The organism is Streptosporangium sp. H13245 (genome assembly GCF_055690525.1).
The window spans coordinates 332,871-353,805 of sequence record NZ_JBSZKT010000003.1 but is presented as its reverse complement, the minus strand read 5'-3'; the positions used below and the strand labels follow the sequence as shown (position 1 = coordinate 353,805).

Here is a 20,935-nt window from a genome sequence, read left to right as displayed (position 1 = left end):
CGCCTCCCGTCCGCTCGTACCGGCCGGGGACGCGTGCCCCCCATCCGTCATCAGGGAGCAGGGTTGTCTGAGTCGTCGGGACACGTCGTGATCGCCCCGGACAAGTTCAAGGGCTCGCTGACCGGCGCCGAGGTCGCCGCGCGGGTCGCGGCGGGCTTCGGGCCCGGTGTCACCACGGTCGCGCTGCCGGTGGCCGACGGCGGTGACGGCACCGTGGACGCGGTCGTGGCCTGCGGGTTCACCCGCGTCGAGGTCGAGGTCACCGGTCCCGTCGGCGAACCGGTCCTCGCCTCCTACGCCTGGCGCGACGCCTCCTCGCCGGAGGGCCTCTCCCCGGGAGTGGACGTGCCGACGGCGGTCGTCGAGCTGTCCGAGGCGTCCGGCCTGCGGCGGCTGCCGGTCGCCTCCGGGCCCGCCGCCCCCGCGGGGTCCCCCGCGCACGAGGGCGTCGAGCTGGCCCCGCTCACCGCGACCAGCCACGGCACCGGCGAGCTGATCGCGCACGCCGTACGGCGCGGGGCCCGGCGGGTCGTGCTCGGCCTCGGCGGCAGCGCCTGCAGCGACGGCGGCGCGGGCATGATGCGGGCGCTCGGCGTCCGCTTCCTGGACGCCGAAGGTCGGGAACTGCCCTTCGGGGGAGCGGCCCTCCGCGACCTGGAAAAAATCGATATTTCCGGACTTATCGCAATTGATGAGGTCGAGTTCGTCGTCGCGGCCGACGTGGACAACCCGCTGCTCGGCCCGCACGGCGCCGCCGTCGTGTACGGGCCGCAGAAGGGCGCGGGTCCCGGCGACGTGGAGCTGCTCGAACGGGCCCTCGCCCGGCTCGCCGCCGTCGCCGCGCACACCCACGGCCTGGTCGGGGCCATCGAGCACGACGGCGTCGTCCGCCCGATGGGCGTGGCGGGGCAGCCGGGCGCGGGCGCGGCGGGGGGAGTGGGCTTCGCCGCGCTGGCCTTCCTGGCGGCCGACTTCCGTCCCGGCATCGGCTACCTCCTGGAACTGCTCGGCTTCCACGACCGGCTTGAGGGCGCCCGCCTCGTCGTCACCGGCGAGGGCTCGCTCGACGAGCAGACGCTGCGCGGCAAGGCGCCCGCCGGGGTCGCGAGCGCCGCCGCCAAGGCGGGGGTCCCGGTCGTCGCGGTCTGCGGGCGCCGCAGCCTCGGCGACGAGGAGCTGAACGCGGCGGGCATCACGGCCGCCTACGCGCTCACCGACATCGAGCCCGACCCGGCCGTGTGCATGTCCCAGGCGGGCCCGCTGCTGGAGCGGCTCGCCCGCAGGGTCGCGGAGCGGCACCTTTGAGAAGCGGCGAGGAACGGAGAGCGGATGAGCGCAGGGGCTGAGGACGTACCGGATCTGGTCATCCGGTCCCGCAGGGCCGTGCTGCCCGGGGGAGAGGGACCCGCGGCGGTCGCCGTACGGGACGGGAGGATCGTCGGGGTGCACGCCCACGACGCCGAGCTGGACGCCGCCGAGCGGGTCGACCTCGGCGACGTCGCGCTGCTGCCCGGCCTGGTCGACACCCACGTGCACGTCAACGAGCCCGGCCGTACCCACTGGGAGGGGTTCGCCTCCGCCACCCGGGCGGCCGCCGCGGGCGGGGTGACCACGATCGTGGACATGCCGCTCAACTCGCTGCCGCCGACCGTGAACGCGGACGCCCTCGCCGTGAAGCGGAGGGCCGCCGAAGGGCAGTGCGCGGTGGACGTCGCCTTCTGGGGCGGGGCGATCCCCGGCAACGTCGGGGACCTGCGAGCGCTGCACGAGGCGGGCGTACGGGGGTTCAAGTGCTTCCTGTCCCCGTCGGGCGTGGACGAGTTCCCGCCACTGGACGCGGACGGGCTGCGGGCCGCCATGGTGGAGATCGCCTCCTTCGACGGCCTGCTGGTCGTCCACGCCGAGGACCCCGCGCTGCTCGCCGACCCCGAGGGGCCGGGATACCCGGAGTTCCTCGACTCCCGGCCGGGGGAGGCCGAGCGCCGCGCCGTCGAACGGGTCGCCGCGCTGGCGGGGGAGACCGGGGTACGGGCGCACATCCTGCACGTGTCGTCCGCGCTGTGCCTGGAACCGCTGGCGAAAGCCAGGAAGGAGGGGGTCAGGCTCACCGCGGAGACCTGCCCGCACTACCTCACGCTGATGGCCGAGGAGGTGCCCGAGGGCGCCACCCAGTTCAAGTGCTGCCCGCCGATCCGCTCCTCGGCCAACCGCGACGAGCTCTGGCGCGGCCTCGCCGACGGCATCCTCGGCTACGTCGTCTCCGACCACTCGCCGTCCACCCCCGACCTGAAGGTGCCCGACTTCGCCGCCGCCTGGGGCGGGATCTCCTCCCTCCAGCTCGGCCTGACCGCCGTCTGGACCGAGGCCGTACGGCGCGGGCACGGCCTGGGCGACGTCGTACGCTGGATGTCGTCCCAGCCCGCCGAGCTGGCCGGGCTGCGCGGCAAGGGCGCCATCGCCGTGGGCGCGGACGCCGACCTGGTCGCCTTCGACACCGACGCCGTCCACACCGTGGACGTCTCCGCCCTGCACCACAGGAACCCGGTCACGCCCTATCACGGCAGGACACTGACGGGCGTGGTCCGCACGACGTGGCTGCGCGGCCGGGCCGTGGGGAAGGATCCCCGGGGCACCCTCCTGTAAAACCACCCGAACCAACCCAAACCACGAACCAACCCAGGCTGTGGAACGACCCGAACCGCAGGACGGCTCGAACCTCGGGACGACCCGGCCCGCAGAACGATCCAGGCCGTGAAACAACCCGAATCAACATGAAACATCCGAAACCACCCAAACGGAAGGAACCCATCCAAACGACCCCGCCACAATGACCCCGGTCCCTGGAACGACCCCGGCGGCCCGGCCCGTTCCCCGCGAGAAAGGCTCGCTCCTTGACCGAAACGAACAAACCGACCGCATCGACCGCACCGACCGTGCTGCCCGCGCTGCCCGAGTTCACCGCGCTGCCCGACCTCGCCCTGCGCACCCTCGGCGGCGCGGTCATCGCGGCCAACGACGAGTCCTTCGCCGAGAAGGAGAGCCTCATCAGGCCCGGCCGCCCCGGCTTCATGCCGCACACCTTCGGGGCCAAGGGCCAGGTCTACGACGGCTGGGAGACCCGCAGGCGGCGCGAACCGGGCCACGACTGGGCCCTGGTCAGGCTCGGCATGCCCGGGGTGGTGAGGGGCGTCGTGATCGACACCGCCTGGTTCAAGGGCAACTACCCGCCGTACGCCTCCGTCGAGGCCACCGAGGCCGAGGGCTACCCGACGGTCGCCGAGCTGGAGGCGGCCGACTGGGTGGAGATCGTCCCCAGGAGCGATCTCAAGGGGGACGCCGAGCACCTCTTCGCGGTGTCCGGCGAGCGCCGCTTCACACACGTGCGGCTGAACATGTTTCCCGACGGGGGTATCGCCCGCCTGCGGGTGCACGGCGAGATCAGGCCCGACCTGTCCCTGTACGAGGGGCTCGGCCTCGACCTGGCCGCCCTGGAGAACGGCGCGCTCGTCACCGCCTGCTCCAACGAGTTCTACTCCTCGCCCAACAACGCCATCTCCCCGGGACTGGCCCGTCACCAGGCCGAGGGCTGGGAGACCGCCCGCCGCCGCGACGGCGGCAACGACTGGCTGGTGATCCGCCTGGCGGGCACCGGCGTCGTCAGCCTCGCCGAGATCGACACCACCAACCTGGTGTTCAACGCCCCGGCCGAGGTCTCCGTCACGGGCACCTCGGACGGCACCACCTGGTTCCCGCTGCTGCCCAGGACCCGCCTGCTGCCCGACACCCGGCACCGCTTCCGCGTCCGGGACGCGCCCGCGGCGACGTACGTCAGGGTGGACATCCACCCCGACGGCGGCCTGGCCAGGGTCCGCCTGCACGGCTTCCTCACCGGGGGCTGAGCCGGGGGCCGAACCGAGGCCAGGCCCCGGCTCAGCCCCGGAGGGTCAGTACCAGTCAGTACCAGATGGTGACCTCGGTGCCGGGCGGGACCGTCTGGCCGCCCGGCGGGACCTGGGCCAGCACCCTGCCCTTGCCCAGGGTGCGCCTCAGCTTCACCGTGACCCCCGCGGCGCGCAGCTCGTCTCGCGCCGCCCGGTAGTCCTTGAACACGATGTTCGGGATCACCACGACGTTGCCGCCGTTGTCGCCGGGCGGGACCTCGCCGTCGCGCTCCCACGGCCAGCGCCATTCGCTGCTGCACTGCGACAGGGTCAGCCGGACCACGGCACCCCTGTCGATCTCGGCCTTGGGCTGCGGGTCCTGGGCGATGACGGTGCACGGCTGGGCGGAGTCGGTCTGCTCGACGAACTCGGGCGTGAACCCGGCCCCGCGCAGCACCCCGTCGGCCTGGTCGCGGGGCATGCCCCTGACGTCCGGCATGACCAGGCCCGCGCTCACGACCAGGTCGACCTTGCTGTTCTCCTTGACCGGGTTTCCCACGGCGGGGACGGTCCGCATCACCTGGCCGCGCGGCACGGTCTCGCTGGGCAGCTTCCTGATGTCGTCGACGAGGAGGGAGGACTCGGCCAGCTTGCTCCTGGCCTGAGGCTCGGTCATGCCCACGACGTTGGGCACCGCCACCCGCTTGGGACCGGCCGAGGGGATGAGGGTGAGCTTGCTCCCCGGCTCGGCCTCGGTGCCCGCAATGGGCTCGACGCGCAGCACGGTCCCCTTGGGAGCCTTCTCGTCGTGCTCGGCCTTGCCCGTCTCGACGGTGAAGCCGCGCTGCTTGGCCTCGCCGGTGGCGGCCGTGACGTTCTTGCCCACGAGGGTGGCGGGCACCACGATGGAGGTGTTCTGCGAGAACAGCCAGCCGGTCACCCCCACCGCGATCACCATGACCACGGCCAGCCCGATCAGGAACCAGCGGGCCCCCGACCCCTTGCGCCGCGACCTGGGGGCGGCCACGTGCCGGTCGCCGGGCGGGCCGGTGAGCAGGTCGGCGCGAGGCTGGATCAGCGTGTGGTTGGCCGGGGCGGGAGGCGCGGGCGCCGCCATCTCGTGGCCGTGCGGCGGGCCGACGGGCAGGGACGGCACCGGGCCACTCTCCCTGGGCAGCATCCGGTGCGCCTCGACGGCGGCGACGAGCAGCGCGGTGGCGTCGGCCGGGCGCTGCGCGGGGTCGCGGGCCGTCGCCCTGGCCACCAGGGTGTCGAGCAGCGGGGGAGAGCCGGGCAGCAGCGCCGAGGGCACGGGCACCGTGTCGTGCACGTGCCGGTAGGCCACCGACATCGGGGTCTCGCCCTCGTACGGCTGGCGGCCGGTCAGGAGCTCGAACAGCATGATGCCGGCCGCGTAGACGTCGCTGCGGGCGTCGGCGCCGCCGGAGGTCACCTGCTCGGGCGACATGTAGCCGATGGTGCCGATCATGACACCGGTGCGCGTCTGGTTGCTCGCCTCGATCGCGCGGGCCAGGCCGAAATCGACGACCTTGACCCGGCCGTCGTCGGCGAGCAGCACGTTCTCCGGCTTGACGTCCCGGTGGATCAGGCCGGACTGGTGGGCGGCACCCAGCGCGGCGAGGACGGGGATCATGACTTCCAGCGCCTCGCGGGCGGGCAGCCTGCCCCGGGCGCGGAGCACGTCGCGCAGGGTCCGCCCCGGCACGTACTCCATCGAGAGGTAGACGTTGTCACCGTCCGTGCCCTGGTCGAACACGTGCACCACGTTGGGGTGCGACAGGCTGGCCACCGACTTGGCCTCGCCGATGAAACGCCGCACGAAGGCGGGGTCCTCGGCGAGTGAGCGGTGCATCACCTTGACGGCGACCGTGCGGTCGAGCCGGACGTCCAGGGCCAGATAGACGGTCGCCATTCCGCCCCGGGCGATCCGGGACTCAACGCGGTAACGCCCGTCGAGGAGTTTCCCGACCAGGGGGTCCGTAAGCGTCGTGTCCACGTGGCCGAGTTTACGGGCGATTTGGCGCCGACAGGATCCCCGAATCCCAAACCGATGCCGAGACGTGGTGGTTTTCTATTGATGAACCACCGGCGGGCTGCCGATCGGGGGAGAAGAGGCTTCCGCGTAGCGACGCCGGGGTATCCGCCCGGCCATACGCGCCGCCCGGCCCGCGGAGACGGCCGAGCGCATCGCCTCGGCCATCAGCTCCGGGCGCTGCGCCCGGGTGACCGCCGTGGCCAGCAGGACCGCGTCGCAGCCCAGCTCCATGGCGAGCGCCGCGTCGCTGGCCGTGCCGATCCCGGCGTCCAGGATCACCGGCACGCTCGCGAACTCCACGATCAGCTCGATGTTGTGCGGGTTGCGGATGCCCAGCCCCGAGCCGATCGGCGCGCCCAGCGGCATCACCGCCGCGCAGCCCGCCTGCTCCAGCCTGCGCGCCAGCACGGGGTCGTCGCCGATGTAGGGCAGCACCGTGAACCCGTCGGCGACCAGCCGCTCCGCCGCGTCGAAGGTCTCGATGGGATCGGGCAGCAGGGTGCGCTCGTCGGCGATGACCTCCAGCTTGACCCAGTCCGTCTCCAGCGCCTCCCTGGCCAGCCTGGCGGTCAGCACGGCCTCGCCCGCGGTGAAGCAGCCCGCGGTGTTCGGCAGCACCTTGATGCCGCGACGGCGCAGCACGTCGAGCACCGAGCCCCGCGCGGCCGGGTCGAGCCGCCGCATCGCGACCGTGGTCAGCTCGGTCCCCGAGGCGGCGAGCGCCCGGTCGAGGATCTCCAGGGACGGGGCGCCCCCGGTGCCCATGATGAGGCGGGACGAGAACTTCTCACCGCCGATGATCAGATCGTCTGTCATGCCGGTCAGCCTCCCTGAACCGCGGTGAGCACCTCGACGCGGTCGGCCTCCGCGAGCGCGGTGGACTCCCAGGCGCCGCGCGAGACGACCTCGTCGTTCACCGCGACGGCCACCCCGCTCCGCACGCCGGTCAGCCGCTGTACGGCCTGCGCGACGGTCGCCCCGGAGGGCAGCTCGTGCGCCGCGCCGTTGATGGTCACGTTCATCGGTACTCCCGCGGTGTGTGCTCCCGGAGGCGGTGTTCCAGGTGTTCCAGGTGTTCCAGGTGTTCCGGGTGTTCCAGGGAGCCCGCGGGACCGCGCCCGCCGAAGCGGAGGGGCGAGCAGATCGCGGAGAGACCCGGGTCCGCCCCGTCCGTACCCCCCGGGCAGAGGTCGGCGGTGAGCGGCGCGAGCAGGACCCCGCCCCGGTGGTGCCCGGTGGCCAGGTGCAGACCGGGAACGATCGTGGGGCCGATCAGCGGCAGGTTGTCCGGGGTGCCGGGACGCAGTCCCGCGGCCACCTCGGCCACCTCCAGCTCGGTCACCCCGGGGACGAGCTCCCGCGCGTCGCGCAGCAGCTCCCACAGGCCCCCGGCGGTGACGCGGGTGTCGAAGCCCATCTCCTCCTGGGTGGCGCCCAGGACCGTCTCGCCGTCGCCGCGCGGCACCAGGTAGACGTGCGAGCCGTGGACGACCCCGCGCACGCACCGCCGCAGGATCGGCGCGGGGGAGCGCAGCCGCATGATCTGTCCCTTGACCGGCCGTACCGGGGGCAGCGCCTCCGGGGGCACCCCCTCCAGGGAGCCCGACCAGGCCCCGGCGGCGAGGACCACCAGATCGGCCCCGACGGTCTCGCCGGTCGACAGGCGCACCCCGGTGGTCGTTCCCGAGGCCGTGAGCAGCCCGGTCACGCGGGCGCGCACCAGGGCGCCGCCCGCGTGCCCCAGGGCGGCCAGGAGCGCCGTGGTGACCCTCCTGGGGTCCACCCAGGCGTCGCCGCCCGCCAGCAGGCCGCCACGGACGGCGGGGGCCAGCATGGGCTCCAGGCGGCGGCACTCACGGCCGGTGAGCCGCTCGGCGGGCAGTCCCAGCTTGGCGGTGAAGGCGGCGAGATCGTCCAGCGCGGCCAGGTCGTCCGCGCCGAAGGCGACGTCGAGCGTGCCGTCGGCGCGGTAGTCGAGGTCGTGCCCGCTCGCGTCCGCCAGCTCGGCGGCGAAGGCGGGCCAGCGCGCCAGGGAGGCCAGGCCCAGCCGCAGCAGCGGCTCCTCGGTGTAGGTGACCTCGCTGACCGGGGCCAGCATGCCCGCCGCCGCGTGCGAGGCGCCGGAGGCCGGTTCGGGGTCGGCGACCGCCACCCGCAGGCCCCGGCGGGCGCCGCGCCAGGCCACCGACAGGCCGATCACGCCGCCGCCGACGACGAGGAGGTCGAAATGGTGCGCCATACGTGCTCCGCTCCCTTCGCCGGCATGACCCGGATCAGGTTCGTGGCGGTCGAGGGCTCGCTCGCGGCCGTTTCCGGACCTCGTTCGCCCGTGCCGTGCCGGATCGCGCCCCAGGGCGCGTCTCCTCGCACATCACCAGCTCACAGGGGTCCGTCCTCGCCCGCAGCCCTCCTCTCAGCCCGGTGCGTTCCGGGCTCCCGCGCGTCTTCTCACCCCCACCTTAAGGGTTCGGGCAACACGCCCAGCGCGTTAGATGTGAGGTAAATCCCGTTTTCGTTATCAACGACCGTTGGTAGGAGTACGGGGTTCCCGCTTATGGTCGGGAAGTGTGAATCATGTCGTGGTGGTTGGCGCCGGCTTAGCCGGTGTACGCAGCGTCGAGGCGTTACGGGCCCGTGGGTTCGGCGGCGAGATCACCTTGATCGGGGAGGAGCGGCACCGGCCCTACGATCGTCCGCCCCTGTCCAAGGGGGTGCTGCTCGGCGAGACCGACTCCACGGTCGTCGACTCCGACCTCGACGCGCTTGAGGTCGACTTCCGCGCGGGCGTGTCCGCCAAGGGCCTGCACCCCGGCGTGGTCGAGACCACCGAGGGCGAACTGGCCTACGACGGCCTGGTCGTCGCCACCGGCGCCCGCCCGATCAGGCTGCGCGGCGACGGCCCCCAGCACGTGGTGCGCACCATCGACGACGCGCTCCGGCTGCGTTCCCTGCTCAGCGAGGGGACCAGGGTCGCCGTCATCGGCGCGGGCTGGATCGGTGCCGAGGTGGCCACCGCCGCCCGCAGGGCGGGCTGCGCCGTGACCGTCGTCGAGGCCGCCGCCACCCCGCTGGCCGCCGCGCTCGGCCAGGTCGGCGCGTACACCGCCCCCTGGTACGCCGAGGCGGGCGTCGACCTGCGCCTGGGCACCATGGTCGCCTCCGTCGAGCACGGGGGGCTCACCCTGGCCGACGGCTCCGCGCTGGAGGCCGACGTGGTCGTCACCGGCGTGGGCGTGCGGCCCGCGACCGAGTGGCTGGCCGGGTCCGGCATCAGGCTCGACAACGGCGTGGTCACCGACGAGCACCTGCGCACCTCGCTGCCCGACGTGGTCGCCGTGGGCGACTGCGCGGCCTGGTGGTCGCGCCGCTACGGCATCCGCCTGCGCGTCGAGCACTGGGACACCGCCCTGGGCGCCCCGGACGTCGCGGCGGCCACGCTCGTCGGCGACGCCGCCGTCTACGATCCGGTTCCCTATTTCTGGTCCGAGCAGTTCGGCCACATGGTCCAGTACGCAGGCCACCACGACGGCGCCCGCCTGATCCTGCGCGGCGACCCGGGAGCCGACGGAAAGCCCAGGTGGGCGGTCTGCTGGGTGACCGAGGACGACCGGCTCACCGCGGTGCTCTCGGTCAACCGCCCCCGCGACCTGGTCCAGGGGCGCCGTCTCATCGAGGGCGGGCAGCGCCTGGACGTCGAGCGCCTGACCGACCCTGCGATAGCGTTGCGCGATTGTACGGTGGCGTAACCTCGCCGCCAGGTGTTTGGCGAAGGGCTCGATGTGGTAGTGGTGGATTCGTGACGCTTTCTGTTGCGCAGATCGACCGGGAAACCGACCAGCTGGTGGGCGAGTGGCTCACCCTGACCGAGGTGGCCAGAAGGCTCAACCTGAGCGCCGGTCGCGCCAAGCAACTTCTCAAGGACCGCAAGCTCATCGGAGTGCGCAGGGGCGGTGGTGAGCCGCAGGTCCCCGCCGTGTTCCTCGCCGACGGGGACGTCATCAAGGGCCTCCCGGGCACCCTCACGGTGCTCCTGGACGCCGGATACGACGACGTCGAGTCCCTCCGCTGGCTCTTCACCCCCGACGACACGTTGCCGGGCTCGCCGGTCGACGCGATCGTGGCCGGTCGCCACACCGAGGTGAAGAGACGTGCCCAGGCCCTCGGTTTCTGACGCCCGCCTGTATCTCTGTACGGACGGGCGCCGGGACCGGGGGGACCTCGCGGACTTCCTCGACGCGGCCCTCGCGGGCGGGGTCGACATCGTGCAGCTGCGCGAGAAGGGCCTTGAGGCGCGCGAGGAGCTCGACCTCCTCGCCGTCTTCCGCGAGGCCTGCGACCGGCACGGCACCCTCCTGGCCGTGAACGACAGGGCCGACATCGCCTACGCGGCCCGTCCCGACGTGCTCCACCTCGGCCAGGACGACCTGCCGGTGCGGGTCGCCCGCGACATCCTCGGCGACGACATCCTCATCGGGCGTTCCACTCACGCCCCCGAGGAGGCGTCCGCCGCGGCCGTCGAGCCCGGTGTCGACTACTTCTGCTGCGGCCCGGTCTGGCCGACGCCCACCAAGCCCGGCAGGTCCGCCCCGGGCCCCGGCCTGCTCGGGCACGCCGCGGCCCTGGAGACCGACCGGCCCTGGTTCGGCATCGGCGGCATCGACCTCGCCAACCTGGACGAGGTCATGTCGTACGGCGTGCGCAGGGTCGTGGTCGTGCGGGCCATCACCGAGGCCGACGACCCCAAGGCGGCGGCCGGGGAGTTCAAGCGGAGGCTGGCCGCCCCCGCCTGAGCCCCCTCCGCCCGGCGAGGACCTCGTCCCCGCCTGGGGCCCTTCCGCCCGGCGAGGACCTCGTCCCCGGCCGGGCGGACCGTCCGTTCAGCCTGCCCGGCTCTTCCACCGGGTGCGCGTGGGGCGCGTGGGACGCGCGGGGTCAGGTCCGCCGGGAGGTGGCGGCCACCGCGAGGTCGGCCAATGCCGCGCGGGCCTCGGGCAGGATCGGGGCGCTCTCCAGCGAGCCGAGGGCGTTCTCCACGTACCCCTTGATCAGGTCCTCGCACGCCACGAGGGCCCCGGTCTCCTCGATGATCCGGCGTAGCCGGTCGACCCCGGCCTCGTCCAGCTCCGGGTCGCCGAGCGTGGTGCGCACCACCTGGGCCTGGGACTCCGAGGCCACCGCGAGCGTGCGGGCGACGAGCATCGTCCGCTTGCCCTCGCGAAGATCGTCACCGGCGGGCTTGCCGGTCTCGCCCGGGTCGCCGAACACGCCGAGGATGTCGTCGCGCAACTGGAAGGCGATGCCCACGGACTGCCCGTACTCCTCGCAGAGCCGGTCGATCCAGGGCTCCCTGCCCCGGGCGGCCAGCACCAGGCCGAGCCTGAGCGGCTGCTCCACGGAGTACTTGCCGCTCTTGAAGAGGGCGACCCGCAGCGCGCTGTCGAAGGTGCCCTCGCCGTGCGCCTGCTCCAGCAGGTCGAAGTACTGCCCGCACATCAGCTCGGTGCGCATGTCGTCGTGGACCTTCTGCGCCGCCGCCAGCGAGGCGGCGGGCAGGCCGCTGTTCCGCCACATCTCACCGGACCAGATGAGCATCAGGTTGCCCAGCAGGATGGCGGCCCCCTCGCCGAACTGCTCGGCCGAGCCGTGCCAGCCCGCCTTCCTGTGCAGCTGCTCGAACCTGCGGTGCGCCGAGGGCATGCCCCGGCGCAGGTCGCTGGCGTCCATCACGTCGTCGTGCACCAGGGCGCTGGCCTGGAGCAGCTCCAGCGAGGCCGCGGCGGAGAAGAGCGCGGGATCGTCGCCCCCGCCCGCGCCACGCCAGCCCCAGTAGCAGAAGGCGGGTCGCAGCCGCTTGCCGCCCGCGAGGAAGTCCTCGGCCGCCGAGATGAGCGGCGCCAGCTCCGGAGCGCTGACCTGCGGGCGTTGCCGTTCGACGAATCGCCGAAGAGAACGATCCACCTCGGACCGGATCGTGTCCAGCGCGGCTGCAGAAGTGATCATCGAATACCTCCAGTGTGGAGACCCTGGGCTTCAGCTCTGGGGGGAAAACGCGGTACGGCGCCGTATGTCCCGGCGGCATGACCGGCGGTGATGACACACCGTCCACCGTACGCATGATCGACAAGATCCTCTCCGTCGGTCCGGCGGAGAGGTGGAACGCCTGTGGAGCCGGTGTGGGGCACGACACCTCCGGGTTCCTTGCGACTGGCGACGAGACAGGAAACCCAATCTATGAAAATTGGAATCCCCAGGCTTCGACGGCGAGAGGAGGTCAGGTAATGAGATTAACGGTCCAAGGGGACATTTCGATCTAGAGGGGTGGTTGTTTTACGCGGTAATTGTCATGGGGCCGTTCCGGGCGGCCATGATCCGATCGGGCGCCCGATCGGCCGGGCAAGTATCCTTGACCCATGGCTCTGGGTCGCGCATCTGTCCTCCCCGATCGTGTCGCCACCGTCCGCGAGCTCCTCGCCGCCGGTGCCCGCTCGTTCTCCTTCGAGTTCTCCCCCCCGAAGACCGACGAGGGGGAGCGTCAGCTCTGGCGCGCCGTCCGCGAGCTGGAGTCCCTGCACCCCACCTTCGTGTCCGTCACCTACGGCGCCGGCGGCAGCACCCGCGACCGCACGGTCGACATCGTCGAGCGGCTCGCCCACGAGACCACGCTCACGCCGGTGGCCCACTTCACCGCCGTCAACCACTCCGTCCGCGAGCTGCGCCACCTGATCGGCCGCTTCGCGGGAGCGGGCGTGCGCAACATCCTCGCCGTGCGGGGCGACCCGCCCGGCGACGTGACGGGCGAGTGGGTGCGCCACCCCGAGGGCGTCCTGTACGCCGAGGAGCTGGTCCGGCTCATCCGCCAGTCCGGCGACTTCTGCGTGGGCGTGGCCGCCTTCCCGTACAAGCACCCCAGGTCGGCCTCGATCGAGTCCGACACCGAGTACTTCGTGCGCAAGTGCCGCGCGGGCGCCGACTACGCGATCACCCAGATGTTCTTCCGCGCCGAGGACTACCTGCGGCTGCGCGACCGGGTGGCGGCCAGCGGCTGTGACACGCCGATCATCCCCGGCATCATGCCTGTCACGCAGATGAGCACCATCGCCAGGTCCGAGCAGCTCTCGGGCGCGCCGTTCCCTCGGGAGGTCGCCGAGAGGTTCGCGGCCGTCGCCGACGACCCGGCCGCGGTGCGCAGCCTCGGCATCGAGCACGCCGCCGAGCTCTGCCAGACCCTGCTCGACGAGGGCGCTCCCGGCATCCACTTCATCACCTTCAACCGCTCCAGCGCGACCCGCGAGGTCTTCCAGGCCCTCGACCACACGCCGAACACCGCTCCGCTGCCGCTCTGACGCCTCCGGGGGCGTCCGGCCCGGGTTCCTCCGGGCGCGGTACGCCCGGGAAGGGCGGCATCCCGGGGCAGGTCCGGAGCGGGCCCGCCGGGTGGTCGGCGTGACGGCCGCGTCCCGCGCCCGGCCCGGGGTTCCCCGGCGGGTGGCTCAGCCGCCCAGCGGCAGGGGGGTCCCGAGGATCGCGTAGCGCTCGTGCCCGCCGGGGAAGACGAACTGTGTGAGCAGGTCCACGAAACCGACGCTCTGATAGAGGTGCCGGGCCGCGGTGGGCTGGTCGCGGGTCGAGAGCACGGCGGTGCGCTCCAGGCGGCCCGCGCACATGCCCGTGATCATCGCCCGGCCGATGCCCTTGCCCTGGTAGTCGGGGTGGACGTGGATCTCGGCGAGCTCCAGCGCGTCGCCCAGCCAGCCGTGGGCGCTGCCCTCGCCGTGCCTGTCGGCCAGGGCCCGCCTGACCACGTCGTGCCACCACTGGCCGGGAACCCCGTGGAAGCCGTAGGCGATGCCCACAGGGGTGCCGTCGGCGAGCTCGGCGAACAGGCAGGTGAAGGCGGGGTGGGTGGCGTGGTTTCCCATGATGAGCCTGCGGCCGGCGATCTGGTCGACCGGCGGCTTCATCGCCTCGGTGTAGACGCCGAGGACCGCGTCCAGCCGGAGCCTGAACTCGTCGGGGCCGATCCGTCGCAGTCCGATCACGCGTGCACCCTAGCAGGGCGGACGTGACGCGGGTCACCGTGTGGAAAGGGAGCGGCATCCGGTGTCCAGCAGGAGGTTTCCCGGCCGCTCCCGCCCGCCTCAGGGCCTGGCGGGGGAGGGCCTGACCGGGCTCCAGGCACCCGCCGGGCGGTCGGTCCCGTGCTCCGGCGACGTCTCCGGGCGGTGTCCTCGGGGGGTGTCCGGCCGGGCTCCCAGCCTTTGCCGGGCGCCGTACGGGTCACGAGCCTGATCGGATTCCCGCGTCCGCCGGGTGCGGTACGACGGGTTATGGCCTGACCGGTTCCCCGTGCCCGCCGGGTGCCGTACGGGTCATCGGCCTGACCGGTTTCTCACTTCCGCCGGGTGCCGTACGGTCACCGGCCCGGCCGGTTTCCCGCGTCCGCCGGGTGTCGTACGGCCCCGGTGCGCCGCGCGGTGGGCACGGGGTCGTGCCCACGGCGCTCAACCTCGGCGGAGAGCCGTCATTCGACCTCGACGGGGACCCCGCCGGTGATGCGGACGAGTTCGTCGAAGGAGGTCGGGAAGACGGTGTGCGGATGGCCCGCGGCGGCCCAGACGACCTCGTGCTTGCCCAGCCAGGTGTCGACCAGGGTCCTGACCGGGGCGGGGTGGCCGATCGGGGCGACGCCGCCGATGGCCTGGCCGGTGGCCGCCCGTACGAAGGCGGGGTCGGCACGCCGGACCTTCGCCACCCCGGTCGTCCTGGCGATCAGGTCGGTGTCGACCCGGTGGGCGCCGCTGGTCAGCACCAGGAGCGGCTCGCCGTCGGCGTTGAATATCAGGCTGTTGGCGATGGCGCCGACCTCGCAGCCGAGCTGCGCCGCCGCGGTGGCGGCGGTCGGGGTGGCCTCCGCGAAGATGACGATCTCGCCGGGAACGCCGTGCTCGCGCAGGACGGCGGCGACCTTCTCGATGTTCGGATGCAACTTTTCTGGCACGCGGCCACTCTAAACAGATTGACCGTTGATTGCCGCTTTATAACCGGCCGCCTGTGCCGGGAAACCGTGCGCTATGGTCCCTTGACCCGATCCATAGTGATATGAGGAGTTGATTGAAAGTGGGGGTTGGACAGCGGCTGGGAGTGGCCGCGCTGATGACGGCGGGAGCCGTGCTCCTCTCTTCCGTGGGCGTCGCCCTTCCCGCCGGAGCCGTGGCCTCACCGGCCGTCGCGGCCGTGACGGCGGGTGCGACGGGCGCGTCCCCCTTCGTCGCGCCCGGCAGGACGCTCAAGCTCGGAGCGAAGGGCGCCACGGTGAAGGTGCTCCAGACCCGGCTGGCCGAACTCGGCTACGCCCCCGGCAAGGTCGACGGCCGCTACGGCGGGTCGACCCTGGCGGCGGTCTGGGCCTTCCAGAAGGTGAACGGCGTCTCGCCGACCAGCACCGTGGCACGCGGCACCTGGGACGCCCTGGAGGCTCCGCTGGCGCCGAAGGTGCTCGTTCCCAACGGGAAGCCGACCCGGGTGGAGGTCAACCTCGCCAAGCAGGTGATGGTCCTCTACGTCAACGGCGCGGTGAAACTGATCAGCCACACCTCCTCGGGCAGCGGGATCGCCTACTGCGAGACGGCGACCTGGGAGGGCAAGGCCCAGCGGTTCTGCGGCGACGCCCGCACACCGACGGGCGACTACAAGACCACCTGGCGCAGGGACGGCTGGCACAAGTCGTACCTGGGCCAGCTCTACAACCCGATCTTCTTCAACGGGGGCATCGCCTTCCACGGCGCGCTGTCGGTGCCGCTGGCGCCCGCCTCCCACGGTTGCGTACGGCTGCCGATGCATGTGGCGGAGGTCCTTCCCGGCCTGCTCGGCACCGGGGTGCCGGTGCACGTCCGGGGCAGGTTCGTCCGGTAGGACGGCGGAGCAGCGGGCGATCCGGCGGGGTGACCCCGCCGGTCGTGGACAGGGGCCCCGGGAGACAGTGATCTCCCGGGGCCCTTCGCGTGCCCGCACACACCGACCTCTCCGGCCTCGCGCGGCCCGCACGTACCGACTTTCCGGATCCTTCACGACTCTGACGCGTCGGATTTCCCTAGCCCCTCGCGGCCTGCACGTACCGACTTTCCGGACTCTTCACGGTCCTGACGCACCGACCTCCCGAACCCCTCGCGGTCCGCACGCACCGATCCTCTCGGGCCCCTCATGTGCTCCAGACGCCCGAAGATCGAACTTTTGTTCGTCGTTTTACTTGACAGTATTAGTGATCGAATTTATGTTCGATGTGATGACACGGGGCTCGCGGCTCGTGTCCGAAGGGTGGCCGATCGGGTCCACGTCGTCGGCGGAGACGATCGGGCCAGTTCAGGACGGACGGGGAGAGGGGAAGCTCCTCGTCCGGCCGTCCGGTGGATTTGTCGGTGGGGTCTGCGAGTGTGACACCACCGGCGAAAACGCCGGAGCCGCTCGCGACCAAGGAGGCTGAAGCGCTATGACCCCTCGGCTCAGCGATTCCGGTGGGCCCCGGTTGTCCCCTACGGTGCGGGCGCACCTCACAGACGCGCGCGACTGCCTCGAAGAGGCCGCCGCCGCCCGGACCTCCGCCGCGCGCTACGTCGCGGCCCACCTCGCCGCGCTCAGGGCGGCCGCTGCCGTCCTGGCGGCCCGTCCCCGTCCCATGGAGGGCCGCAGGAGGCGCAGGCTGCGCAGCGCCTGGGAGATGCTGCCCGAGGCCGAGCCTCGCCTGGCCGAGTGGGCCCCCTACTTCGAGACGAGCGCGGCCAAGCGGGCCGCCGCCGAGGCGGGCCTGACCCGCACGGTGTCCTCGCGAGACGCCGAGGAGCTCGTCTCCGAGGCGGAGCGTTTCGTCACCACCGTGGAGAAGCTGCTCGGCGTGCCGAGCCAGCCCATGCTCCCCGGCCAGATCCCGCTAGCCGGTTAGAGCCGGAGCGCCTCCCACCGGGGGTCGCCGCCCTAGCTCACCGGCGCCGTCCCCGTACGTCCTCGTGTCCGTCGGTCCCGCCGACAGGCACAGGGCGTACGGGGACGTTTTCACGCCACCGGTCGTCACGTCGCCGTTCCTCGGGCCGCTGTTTCTCGCGCCGCCGGTTGTCGTGCGTGCCGTCGTTCCTCGCGCCGCCTGTTCCCGTGCCGCCGGTCGTCACGCCGCCGTGGAGCTCTGGCGGGCGGCGCGGTGGCGTAGCAGGAGCATGGCCGCGTCGTCGCCCAGCGGCCTGCCCACGTGGTCGAGCAGGTCGGCGCGCAGGGCGTCCAGCGAGCCCTGGGGGTCGTCGCCCTCCAGCAGGTGCGCCCGCTCCAGCAGCGGATAGAACTCGCCCGACCCGTCACGCGCCTCGATGACCCCGTCGGTGTAGAAGAGGACCTGGTCGCCCGGCTCGAACGGGATGTGGTGCGGCCGCGGCTCGCTGGCCTTGAGGGCGCTCATACCCAGCGGGAGCGCCTCGTCCGGCGGGTCGGCGAACCAGATCCCGCCGTCGGCGCCGAGCACCATGGGCGCCGGGTGGCCGCAGTTGATGACGGTGATGGTGGAGCCGCCGCTGATCTCGGCCAGCACGGCGGTCACGAACTGCTCGCCGGACAGCTCCCGGGTCAGGGCGTTCTCCAGGCGCGCCACGACGCCCTGGAGCGTCCTCTCGTCGTGGGCCGCCTCACGAAAGGCCCCGAGCACGACCGCGGCCGTCTCCACGGCCTCCAGGCCCTTGCCCTGGACGTCTCCCACGATGATCCGGACCCCGTGCGGGGTGGTGACGACCTCGTACAGGTCGCCGCCGATCCTGGCCTCGGCCGTGGCGGAGGTGTACGAGACGGCCACGCCGATGCCCGGTCCCGCGCGGCGGGGCACCGGGCGCAGCAGCACCCGCTGGGCGGCCTCGGCCACCGAGCGCACGTCGGCGAGCTGGTGTTCGTGGCGCAGCCGCCCGGCGCTGGCGAGCACGCTGGCCACGGTGACGCCGAGGATGGCGATGAGGGTGATGTCGGTGCGGGGCATCCAGAGGATGTCGTTGTAGACGCCGAGCGCGAAGCACAGCACCAGGGCGACGACGCCGACCACCGTGGTGCGGGCCAGGCCGCACGCCACGCTGGCGAAGGCCGGGCCGAGGGCGAGCAGCGGCAGGAGGCCGGACGTGGGGCCCGAGCCGAAGTCGATCAGGGCCACCACGGCCATCACGACGAACGGCAGGAGCTTCAGGGTGTCCTGGGTCTTGGTGGTGCCGATCGAGGTCAGCAGCCGCAGGAAGGCGCGCGTCCTGGTCGACCCCAGCGACGCCATGACGGCGCGGAGACGGCTTTTCGGGCTCGGTCGAGAGTGATCAAGCCGATCATCTCCCGGAGCCATGTCCACCACATCTCGCTAAACGCATGTTTGCCTTTTCCTACCACAACGGCTGCAGCCCGGGGCGGGACGAAGGGCACGTTCTGCTGAGAGCAAGATTCTCTGCGGGGTGGGCACGCCGGTTCCGGCGCACCCACGACCGGTCAGGGGTCGTCAGAAGGACTCGACGGCTCGGCGAGCCTCCGGGTCCAGGACTCCCCAGCTGATGAGCTCCTCGGTGAGCTCGCTGGGGGACTTGTCGTATATCACGGCGAGGGAGCGCAGGTCCTCCTGGCGGATGGACAGCACCTTGCCGTTGTAGTCGCCACGCTGGCTCTGGATGGTGGCCGCGTAACGGGCGAGCGCGCCCGCCTTCTCCTTGGGGAGCTGGGCAAGACGCTCAAGGTCGATCACAAGCTTCGGTGTCGGGCCAAGAGGGCTCGGCGCGGCCCCTCCCGGCAGCAACTCCGAGACCGGCACCCCGTAGAAATCGGCCAGCTCGGCAAGCTTCTGCACGGTGACGGCACGGTCGCCACGCTCGTAGGAGCCGACGACGACCGCCTTCCAGCGCCCACGGGACTTCTCTTCGACTCCGTGCAGGGACAGGCCCTGCTGGGTGCGAATGGCGCGGAGTCGTGCACCCAGCGACTTGGCGTACTCAGACGGCATGGTGTGGCCCCCCGGCTCTGTTATGTAGTGCTCTCAACTTGATTGTGCTACCTCGCAACTTATGCCCAGTTCACCGGGTTGGCGCCCGGGGTAGGCACCTTCGGTGACCGGTGCGTCAGGGTTCACCCGATAACGCCACGAGGTGTGGTTACGGACAGTGACGGTAAAGCGGTGGGCGCCTAAGGTCAAGCTGATTGGAAAAAAGATGTCGAATCCGATCCGATGGGGTCCGCCTCAAACGCCGCACTTGTCCTACCCGACGTCGCGAAACCTCCGGTTTTTCCGGGACTTTCGCTAGATTTCCGCCTCTTCTGCGGGATTCGGGGCAACGTTGTCAACCGGGCACGGCGGCGAGCGTATGATCTTGAACGACACGTCGGCGGGGAATACCCGGCGCGACGGTCCCGTACGGGCGGAGGCGGGGTTCGGCGGCGTGCCCGCGCGGTGACCCCGTCCCGGCGGCGGGGGAGCCTCCGTACGAGACGCGGGTCCCGCGCCGGACCGGGCACCGGGTTTCCGGGGAGGGCATCAGACGCCGTCGCGTTCGAGCGGGCAGCTCATGCAGCGCGGGCCGCCCCGGCCCCGGCCGAGCTCGCTGCCCCGGATCGTGATGACCTCGATCCCGTTCTCGCGCAGGTGGTTGTTGGTGGTGGTGTTGCGCTCGTAGGCGACCACCACGCCGGGCCGCAGGGCCAGCACGTTGCAGCCGTCGTCCCACTGCTCCCGCTCCGAGGCGTACACGTCCTGCGTCGCGCTGAGGACCTTGATGTCGTCCAGTCCGATCGCCCGCGCGATGGCCCGGTGCATGTCCTCGGGGGGATGGTCGGTGATCTTGAGTTCCTTCTCGTTGTCGCCGGGCTCGACGGTGTATGAGGGCAGCATGCCCAGCCCCGCGAACTTGGTGAAGACGCCGACGTCCACGTTCGTCATCACCGTGTCCAGGTGCATGAAGGCCCGCGCCTTCGGCATGTCCAGCGCGACGATCCTCGTCGCCGACCCCCGCCTGAACAGGCTGCGCGCGAGCATCTCGACCGCCTGGGGCTGGGTGCGCTCGCTGATCCCCACCAGCACCGCGCCCCGGCCGATGACGAGCACGTCACCGCCCTCGATGGTGGCGGGCGCCGCGGGGATGCCGGGCATCCAGACGTTGTAGCCGTCCTCGTCCGGCCGGTCGTAGCCGGGCGCGAAGGCCGGGTGGTAGCGGTAGATCGCCTCCATGTTGACGGTCTCGCGGCGGCGGGCCTTCTTCTTCATCGCGTTGATCGAGACGCCGTCGTAGATCCAGCAGGAGGTGTCGCGGGTGAACAGGTGGTTGGGCAGCGGGGGCAGGACGAAGTCGTCCGGCCTGAGGGTGTGGAAGGCGAGGCTCTTGGGATCGGTGCCCATGTCCACCAGCTCGCGCTTGGTGATGCCCCCGGTGAGATAGCGCTGGAGCGTGACGGAGTCCATCGAGTCGAGCGCGTTGCGGATGGCGTCGACGGCCATCGGCCCGAAATAACGCTCGTCGGCGACGCCGTCCAGGATGTGCTTGCGCGCCTCGGGGATCTCGACCGTCTCGCGGAGCAGGTCGGAGAGCATGTAGACGGTGACGCCCTGGTCGACCAGGAGCTTCTGCCACTCCTCGTGCTCCTCCACGGCGCGCTGCACCCACAGCACGTCGTCGAAGAGGAAGTCGTCCTTGTTCGACGGCGTGAGCCGTTTCAGGGCGAGTTCCGGCCTGTGCAGCAGGACCTGATGGAGCCGGCCGACCTCGGAGTCGACGTGAAAGGCCATTGCTCTTCCTTCGCGGCTGGTTGACGAGCCCGTCGGGACGGCTGCGCCCGGGGTGTGGTCGTCGTGCTTCGGCGTGGTGCGGATGTAAAGCGCATACCCGGAAGACCAAGGGGAAGTCAGCGAAGATCGTGATATTTATTCACTTTTGAGAAGATTGTCGTGGGCGGATCTTCGGTGTTCGCGAAGCGGACCCCTGTTCGGACGAACCGTGACCCGGCTGGTACCTTG

The 20,935-nt window shown here is 71.8% G+C and carries 19 protein-coding genes; 9 read left to right on the top strand and 10 right to left on the bottom strand.

From position 1 onward, the window contains the following. Positions 1 to 63 precede the first annotated feature (63 nt). The 3 genes from ACW9TB_RS08430 (at position 64) to alc (ending at position 3,899) form a co-directional block, all read left to right on the top strand. On the top strand, positions 64 to 1,305 hold the full coding sequence (locus ACW9TB_RS08430; RefSeq protein ID WP_472747361.1) for a glycerate kinase: 1,242 nt from the start codon (positions 64 to 66) through the stop codon (positions 1,303 to 1,305). Between the two features lie 24 nt (positions 1,306 to 1,329). Beyond that, positions 1,330 to 2,643, top strand: a complete 1,314-nt coding sequence (gene allB, locus ACW9TB_RS08425; RefSeq protein WP_472747360.1) for an allantoinase AllB — start codon at positions 1,330 to 1,332, stop codon at positions 2,641 to 2,643. A 248-nt stretch (positions 2,644 to 2,891) separates the two neighbouring features. Beyond that, entirely contained in the window at positions 2,892 to 3,899 is a 1,008-nt protein-coding gene (gene alc / locus ACW9TB_RS08420; RefSeq protein WP_472747359.1) for an allantoicase, read from the top strand. A 55-nt stretch (positions 3,900 to 3,954) separates the two neighbouring features. On the opposite strand, the gene pknB is transcribed toward alc, so the two are convergent. The 4 genes from pknB to thiO all read right to left on the bottom strand — a co-directional run bounded on the left by pknB (position 3,955) and on the right by thiO (position 8,176). Continuing rightward, positions 3,955 to 5,898, bottom strand: a complete 1,944-nt coding sequence (gene pknB / locus ACW9TB_RS08415; RefSeq protein ID WP_472747358.1) for a Stk1 family PASTA domain-containing Ser/Thr kinase — start codon at positions 5,896 to 5,898, stop codon at positions 3,955 to 3,957. 75 nt (positions 5,899 to 5,973) lie between these two features. Then, complete coding sequence (locus ACW9TB_RS08410; RefSeq protein ID WP_472747357.1) at positions 5,974 to 6,753, bottom strand: thiazole synthase; 780 nt, start codon at positions 6,751 to 6,753, stop codon at positions 5,974 to 5,976. Between the two features lie 5 nt (positions 6,754 to 6,758). Next, positions 6,759 to 6,959, bottom strand: coding sequence for a sulfur carrier protein ThiS (gene thiS, locus ACW9TB_RS08405; protein ID WP_472747356.1), 201 nt, complete (start codon positions 6,957 to 6,959; stop codon positions 6,759 to 6,761). Beyond that, on the bottom strand, positions 6,956 to 8,176 hold the full coding sequence (thiO, locus tag ACW9TB_RS08400; protein WP_472747355.1) for a glycine oxidase ThiO: 1,221 nt from the start codon (positions 8,174 to 8,176) through the stop codon (positions 6,956 to 6,958). The genes thiS and thiO overlap by 4 nt, the downstream gene beginning before the upstream one ends. A 328-nt stretch (positions 8,177 to 8,504) precedes the next feature. On the opposite strand from thiO, the gene ACW9TB_RS08395 reads away from it, so the two are divergent. The 3 genes from ACW9TB_RS08395 to thiE are packed head-to-tail and all read left to right on the top strand — an operon-like array spanning position 8,505 to position 10,727. After that, positions 8,505 to 9,683 (top strand): NAD(P)/FAD-dependent oxidoreductase, encoded by a 1,179-nt coding sequence (locus ACW9TB_RS08395; protein WP_472747354.1) that lies wholly within the window; start codon positions 8,505 to 8,507, stop codon positions 9,681 to 9,683. A 50-nt stretch (positions 9,684 to 9,733) separates the two neighbouring features. Next, positions 9,734 to 10,108 carry an Rv2175c family DNA-binding protein gene (locus tag ACW9TB_RS08390; RefSeq protein WP_472747353.1) on the top strand — a complete coding sequence of 125 codons (375 nt, stop codon included), beginning with the start codon at positions 9,734 to 9,736 and terminating at the stop codon, positions 10,106 to 10,108. Next, on the top strand, positions 10,086 to 10,727 hold the full coding sequence (thiE, locus tag ACW9TB_RS08385; RefSeq protein WP_472747352.1) for a thiamine phosphate synthase: 642 nt from the start codon (positions 10,086 to 10,088) through the stop codon (positions 10,725 to 10,727). The genes ACW9TB_RS08390 and thiE overlap by 23 nt, the downstream gene beginning before the upstream one ends. Positions 10,728 to 10,869: 142 nt before the next feature. On the opposite strand, the gene ACW9TB_RS08380 is transcribed toward thiE, so the two are convergent. After that, the gene (locus ACW9TB_RS08380; protein WP_472747351.1) at positions 10,870 to 11,937 is read right to left on the bottom strand and encodes a polyprenyl synthetase family protein; all 1,068 of its coding nucleotides are present in this window, start codon (positions 11,935 to 11,937) and stop codon (positions 10,870 to 10,872) included. A 410-nt stretch (positions 11,938 to 12,347) separates the two neighbouring features. On the opposite strand from ACW9TB_RS08380, the gene metF reads away from it, so the two are divergent. After that, the gene (gene metF, locus ACW9TB_RS08375; protein ID WP_472747350.1) at positions 12,348 to 13,280 is read left to right on the top strand and encodes a methylenetetrahydrofolate reductase [NAD(P)H]; all 933 of its coding nucleotides are present in this window, start codon (positions 12,348 to 12,350) and stop codon (positions 13,278 to 13,280) included. A 147-nt stretch (positions 13,281 to 13,427) separates the two neighbouring features. Here the strand turns inward: metF and ACW9TB_RS08370 are convergent, their stop codons facing one another. Together ACW9TB_RS08370 and ACW9TB_RS08365 are read right to left on the bottom strand one after the other, a co-directional pair. Next, positions 13,428 to 13,976 carry a GNAT family N-acetyltransferase gene (locus tag ACW9TB_RS08370; RefSeq protein WP_472747349.1) on the bottom strand — a complete coding sequence of 183 codons (549 nt, stop codon included), beginning with the start codon at positions 13,974 to 13,976 and terminating at the stop codon, positions 13,428 to 13,430. Between the two features lie 482 nt (positions 13,977 to 14,458). Continuing rightward, positions 14,459 to 14,935 carry a YbaK/EbsC family protein gene (locus ACW9TB_RS08365; protein ID WP_472747348.1) on the bottom strand — a complete coding sequence of 159 codons (477 nt, stop codon included), beginning with the start codon at positions 14,933 to 14,935 and terminating at the stop codon, positions 14,459 to 14,461. Positions 14,936 to 15,054: 119 nt separating this feature from the next. Here ACW9TB_RS08365 and ACW9TB_RS08360 point away from each other — a divergent pair, with 119 nt between their 5' ends. After that, positions 15,055 to 15,849: a L,D-transpeptidase family protein gene (locus ACW9TB_RS08360; RefSeq protein WP_472747347.1), complete on the top strand. Its 795-nt coding sequence runs from the start codon at positions 15,055 to 15,057 to the stop codon at positions 15,847 to 15,849. A 574-nt stretch (positions 15,850 to 16,423) separates the two neighbouring features. Further along, positions 16,424 to 16,873, top strand: a complete 450-nt coding sequence (locus ACW9TB_RS08355; protein WP_472747346.1) for an SAV_6107 family HEPN domain-containing protein — start codon at positions 16,424 to 16,426, stop codon at positions 16,871 to 16,873. Positions 16,874 to 17,092: 219 nt separating this feature from the next. Here the strand turns inward: ACW9TB_RS08355 and ACW9TB_RS08350 are convergent, their stop codons facing one another. From ACW9TB_RS08350 to ACW9TB_RS08340, 3 genes are all read right to left on the bottom strand, one after another. Further along, positions 17,093 to 18,223, bottom strand: coding sequence for a PP2C family protein-serine/threonine phosphatase (locus ACW9TB_RS08350; RefSeq protein WP_472747345.1), 1,131 nt, complete (start codon positions 18,221 to 18,223; stop codon positions 17,093 to 17,095). A gap of 216 nt (positions 18,224 to 18,439) precedes the next feature. Further along, positions 18,440 to 18,934 (bottom strand): transcriptional regulator BldD, encoded by a 495-nt coding sequence (gene bldD / locus ACW9TB_RS08345; RefSeq protein WP_329424589.1) that lies wholly within the window; start codon positions 18,932 to 18,934, stop codon positions 18,440 to 18,442. A 528-nt stretch (positions 18,935 to 19,462) separates the two neighbouring features. Beyond that, positions 19,463 to 20,707 carry an arginine deiminase gene (locus ACW9TB_RS08340; protein ID WP_472747344.1) on the bottom strand — a complete coding sequence of 415 codons (1,245 nt, stop codon included), beginning with the start codon at positions 20,705 to 20,707 and terminating at the stop codon, positions 19,463 to 19,465. Positions 20,708 to 20,935 lie beyond the last annotated feature (228 nt).

What these genes read in the sequence shown, in the direction of transcription:
- bldD (WP_329424589.1), bottom strand. Translation starts at nt 18,934, where the DNA reads ATGCCGTCTGAGTACGCCAAGTCGCTGGGTGCACGACTCCGCGCCATT.
- ACW9TB_RS08340 (WP_472747344.1), bottom strand. Translation starts at nt 20,707, where the DNA reads ATGGCCTTTCACGTCGACTCCGAGGTCGGCCGGCTCCATCAGGTCCTG.
- ACW9TB_RS08350 (WP_472747345.1), bottom strand. Translation starts at nt 18,223, where the DNA reads ATGGCGTCGCTGGGGTCGACCAGGACGCGCGCCTTCCTGCGGCTGCTG.
- ACW9TB_RS08380 (WP_472747351.1), bottom strand. Translation starts at nt 11,937, where the DNA reads ATGATCACTTCTGCAGCCGCGCTGGACACGATCCGGTCCGAGGTGGAT.
- thiS (WP_472747356.1), bottom strand. Translation starts at nt 6,959, where the DNA reads ATGAACGTGACCATCAACGGCGCGGCGCACGAGCTGCCCTCCGGGGCG.
- metF (WP_472747350.1), top strand. Translation starts at nt 12,348, where the DNA reads ATGGCTCTGGGTCGCGCATCTGTCCTCCCCGATCGTGTCGCCACCGTC.
- ACW9TB_RS08410 (WP_472747357.1), bottom strand. Translation starts at nt 6,753, where the DNA reads ATGACAGACGATCTGATCATCGGCGGTGAGAAGTTCTCGTCCCGCCTC.
- allB (WP_472747360.1), top strand. Translation starts at nt 1,330, where the DNA reads ATGAGCGCAGGGGCTGAGGACGTACCGGATCTGGTCATCCGGTCCCGC.
- ACW9TB_RS08355 (WP_472747346.1), top strand. Translation starts at nt 16,424, where the DNA reads ATGACCCCTCGGCTCAGCGATTCCGGTGGGCCCCGGTTGTCCCCTACG.
- thiO (WP_472747355.1), bottom strand. Translation starts at nt 8,176, where the DNA reads ATGGCGCACCATTTCGACCTCCTCGTCGTCGGCGGCGGCGTGATCGGC.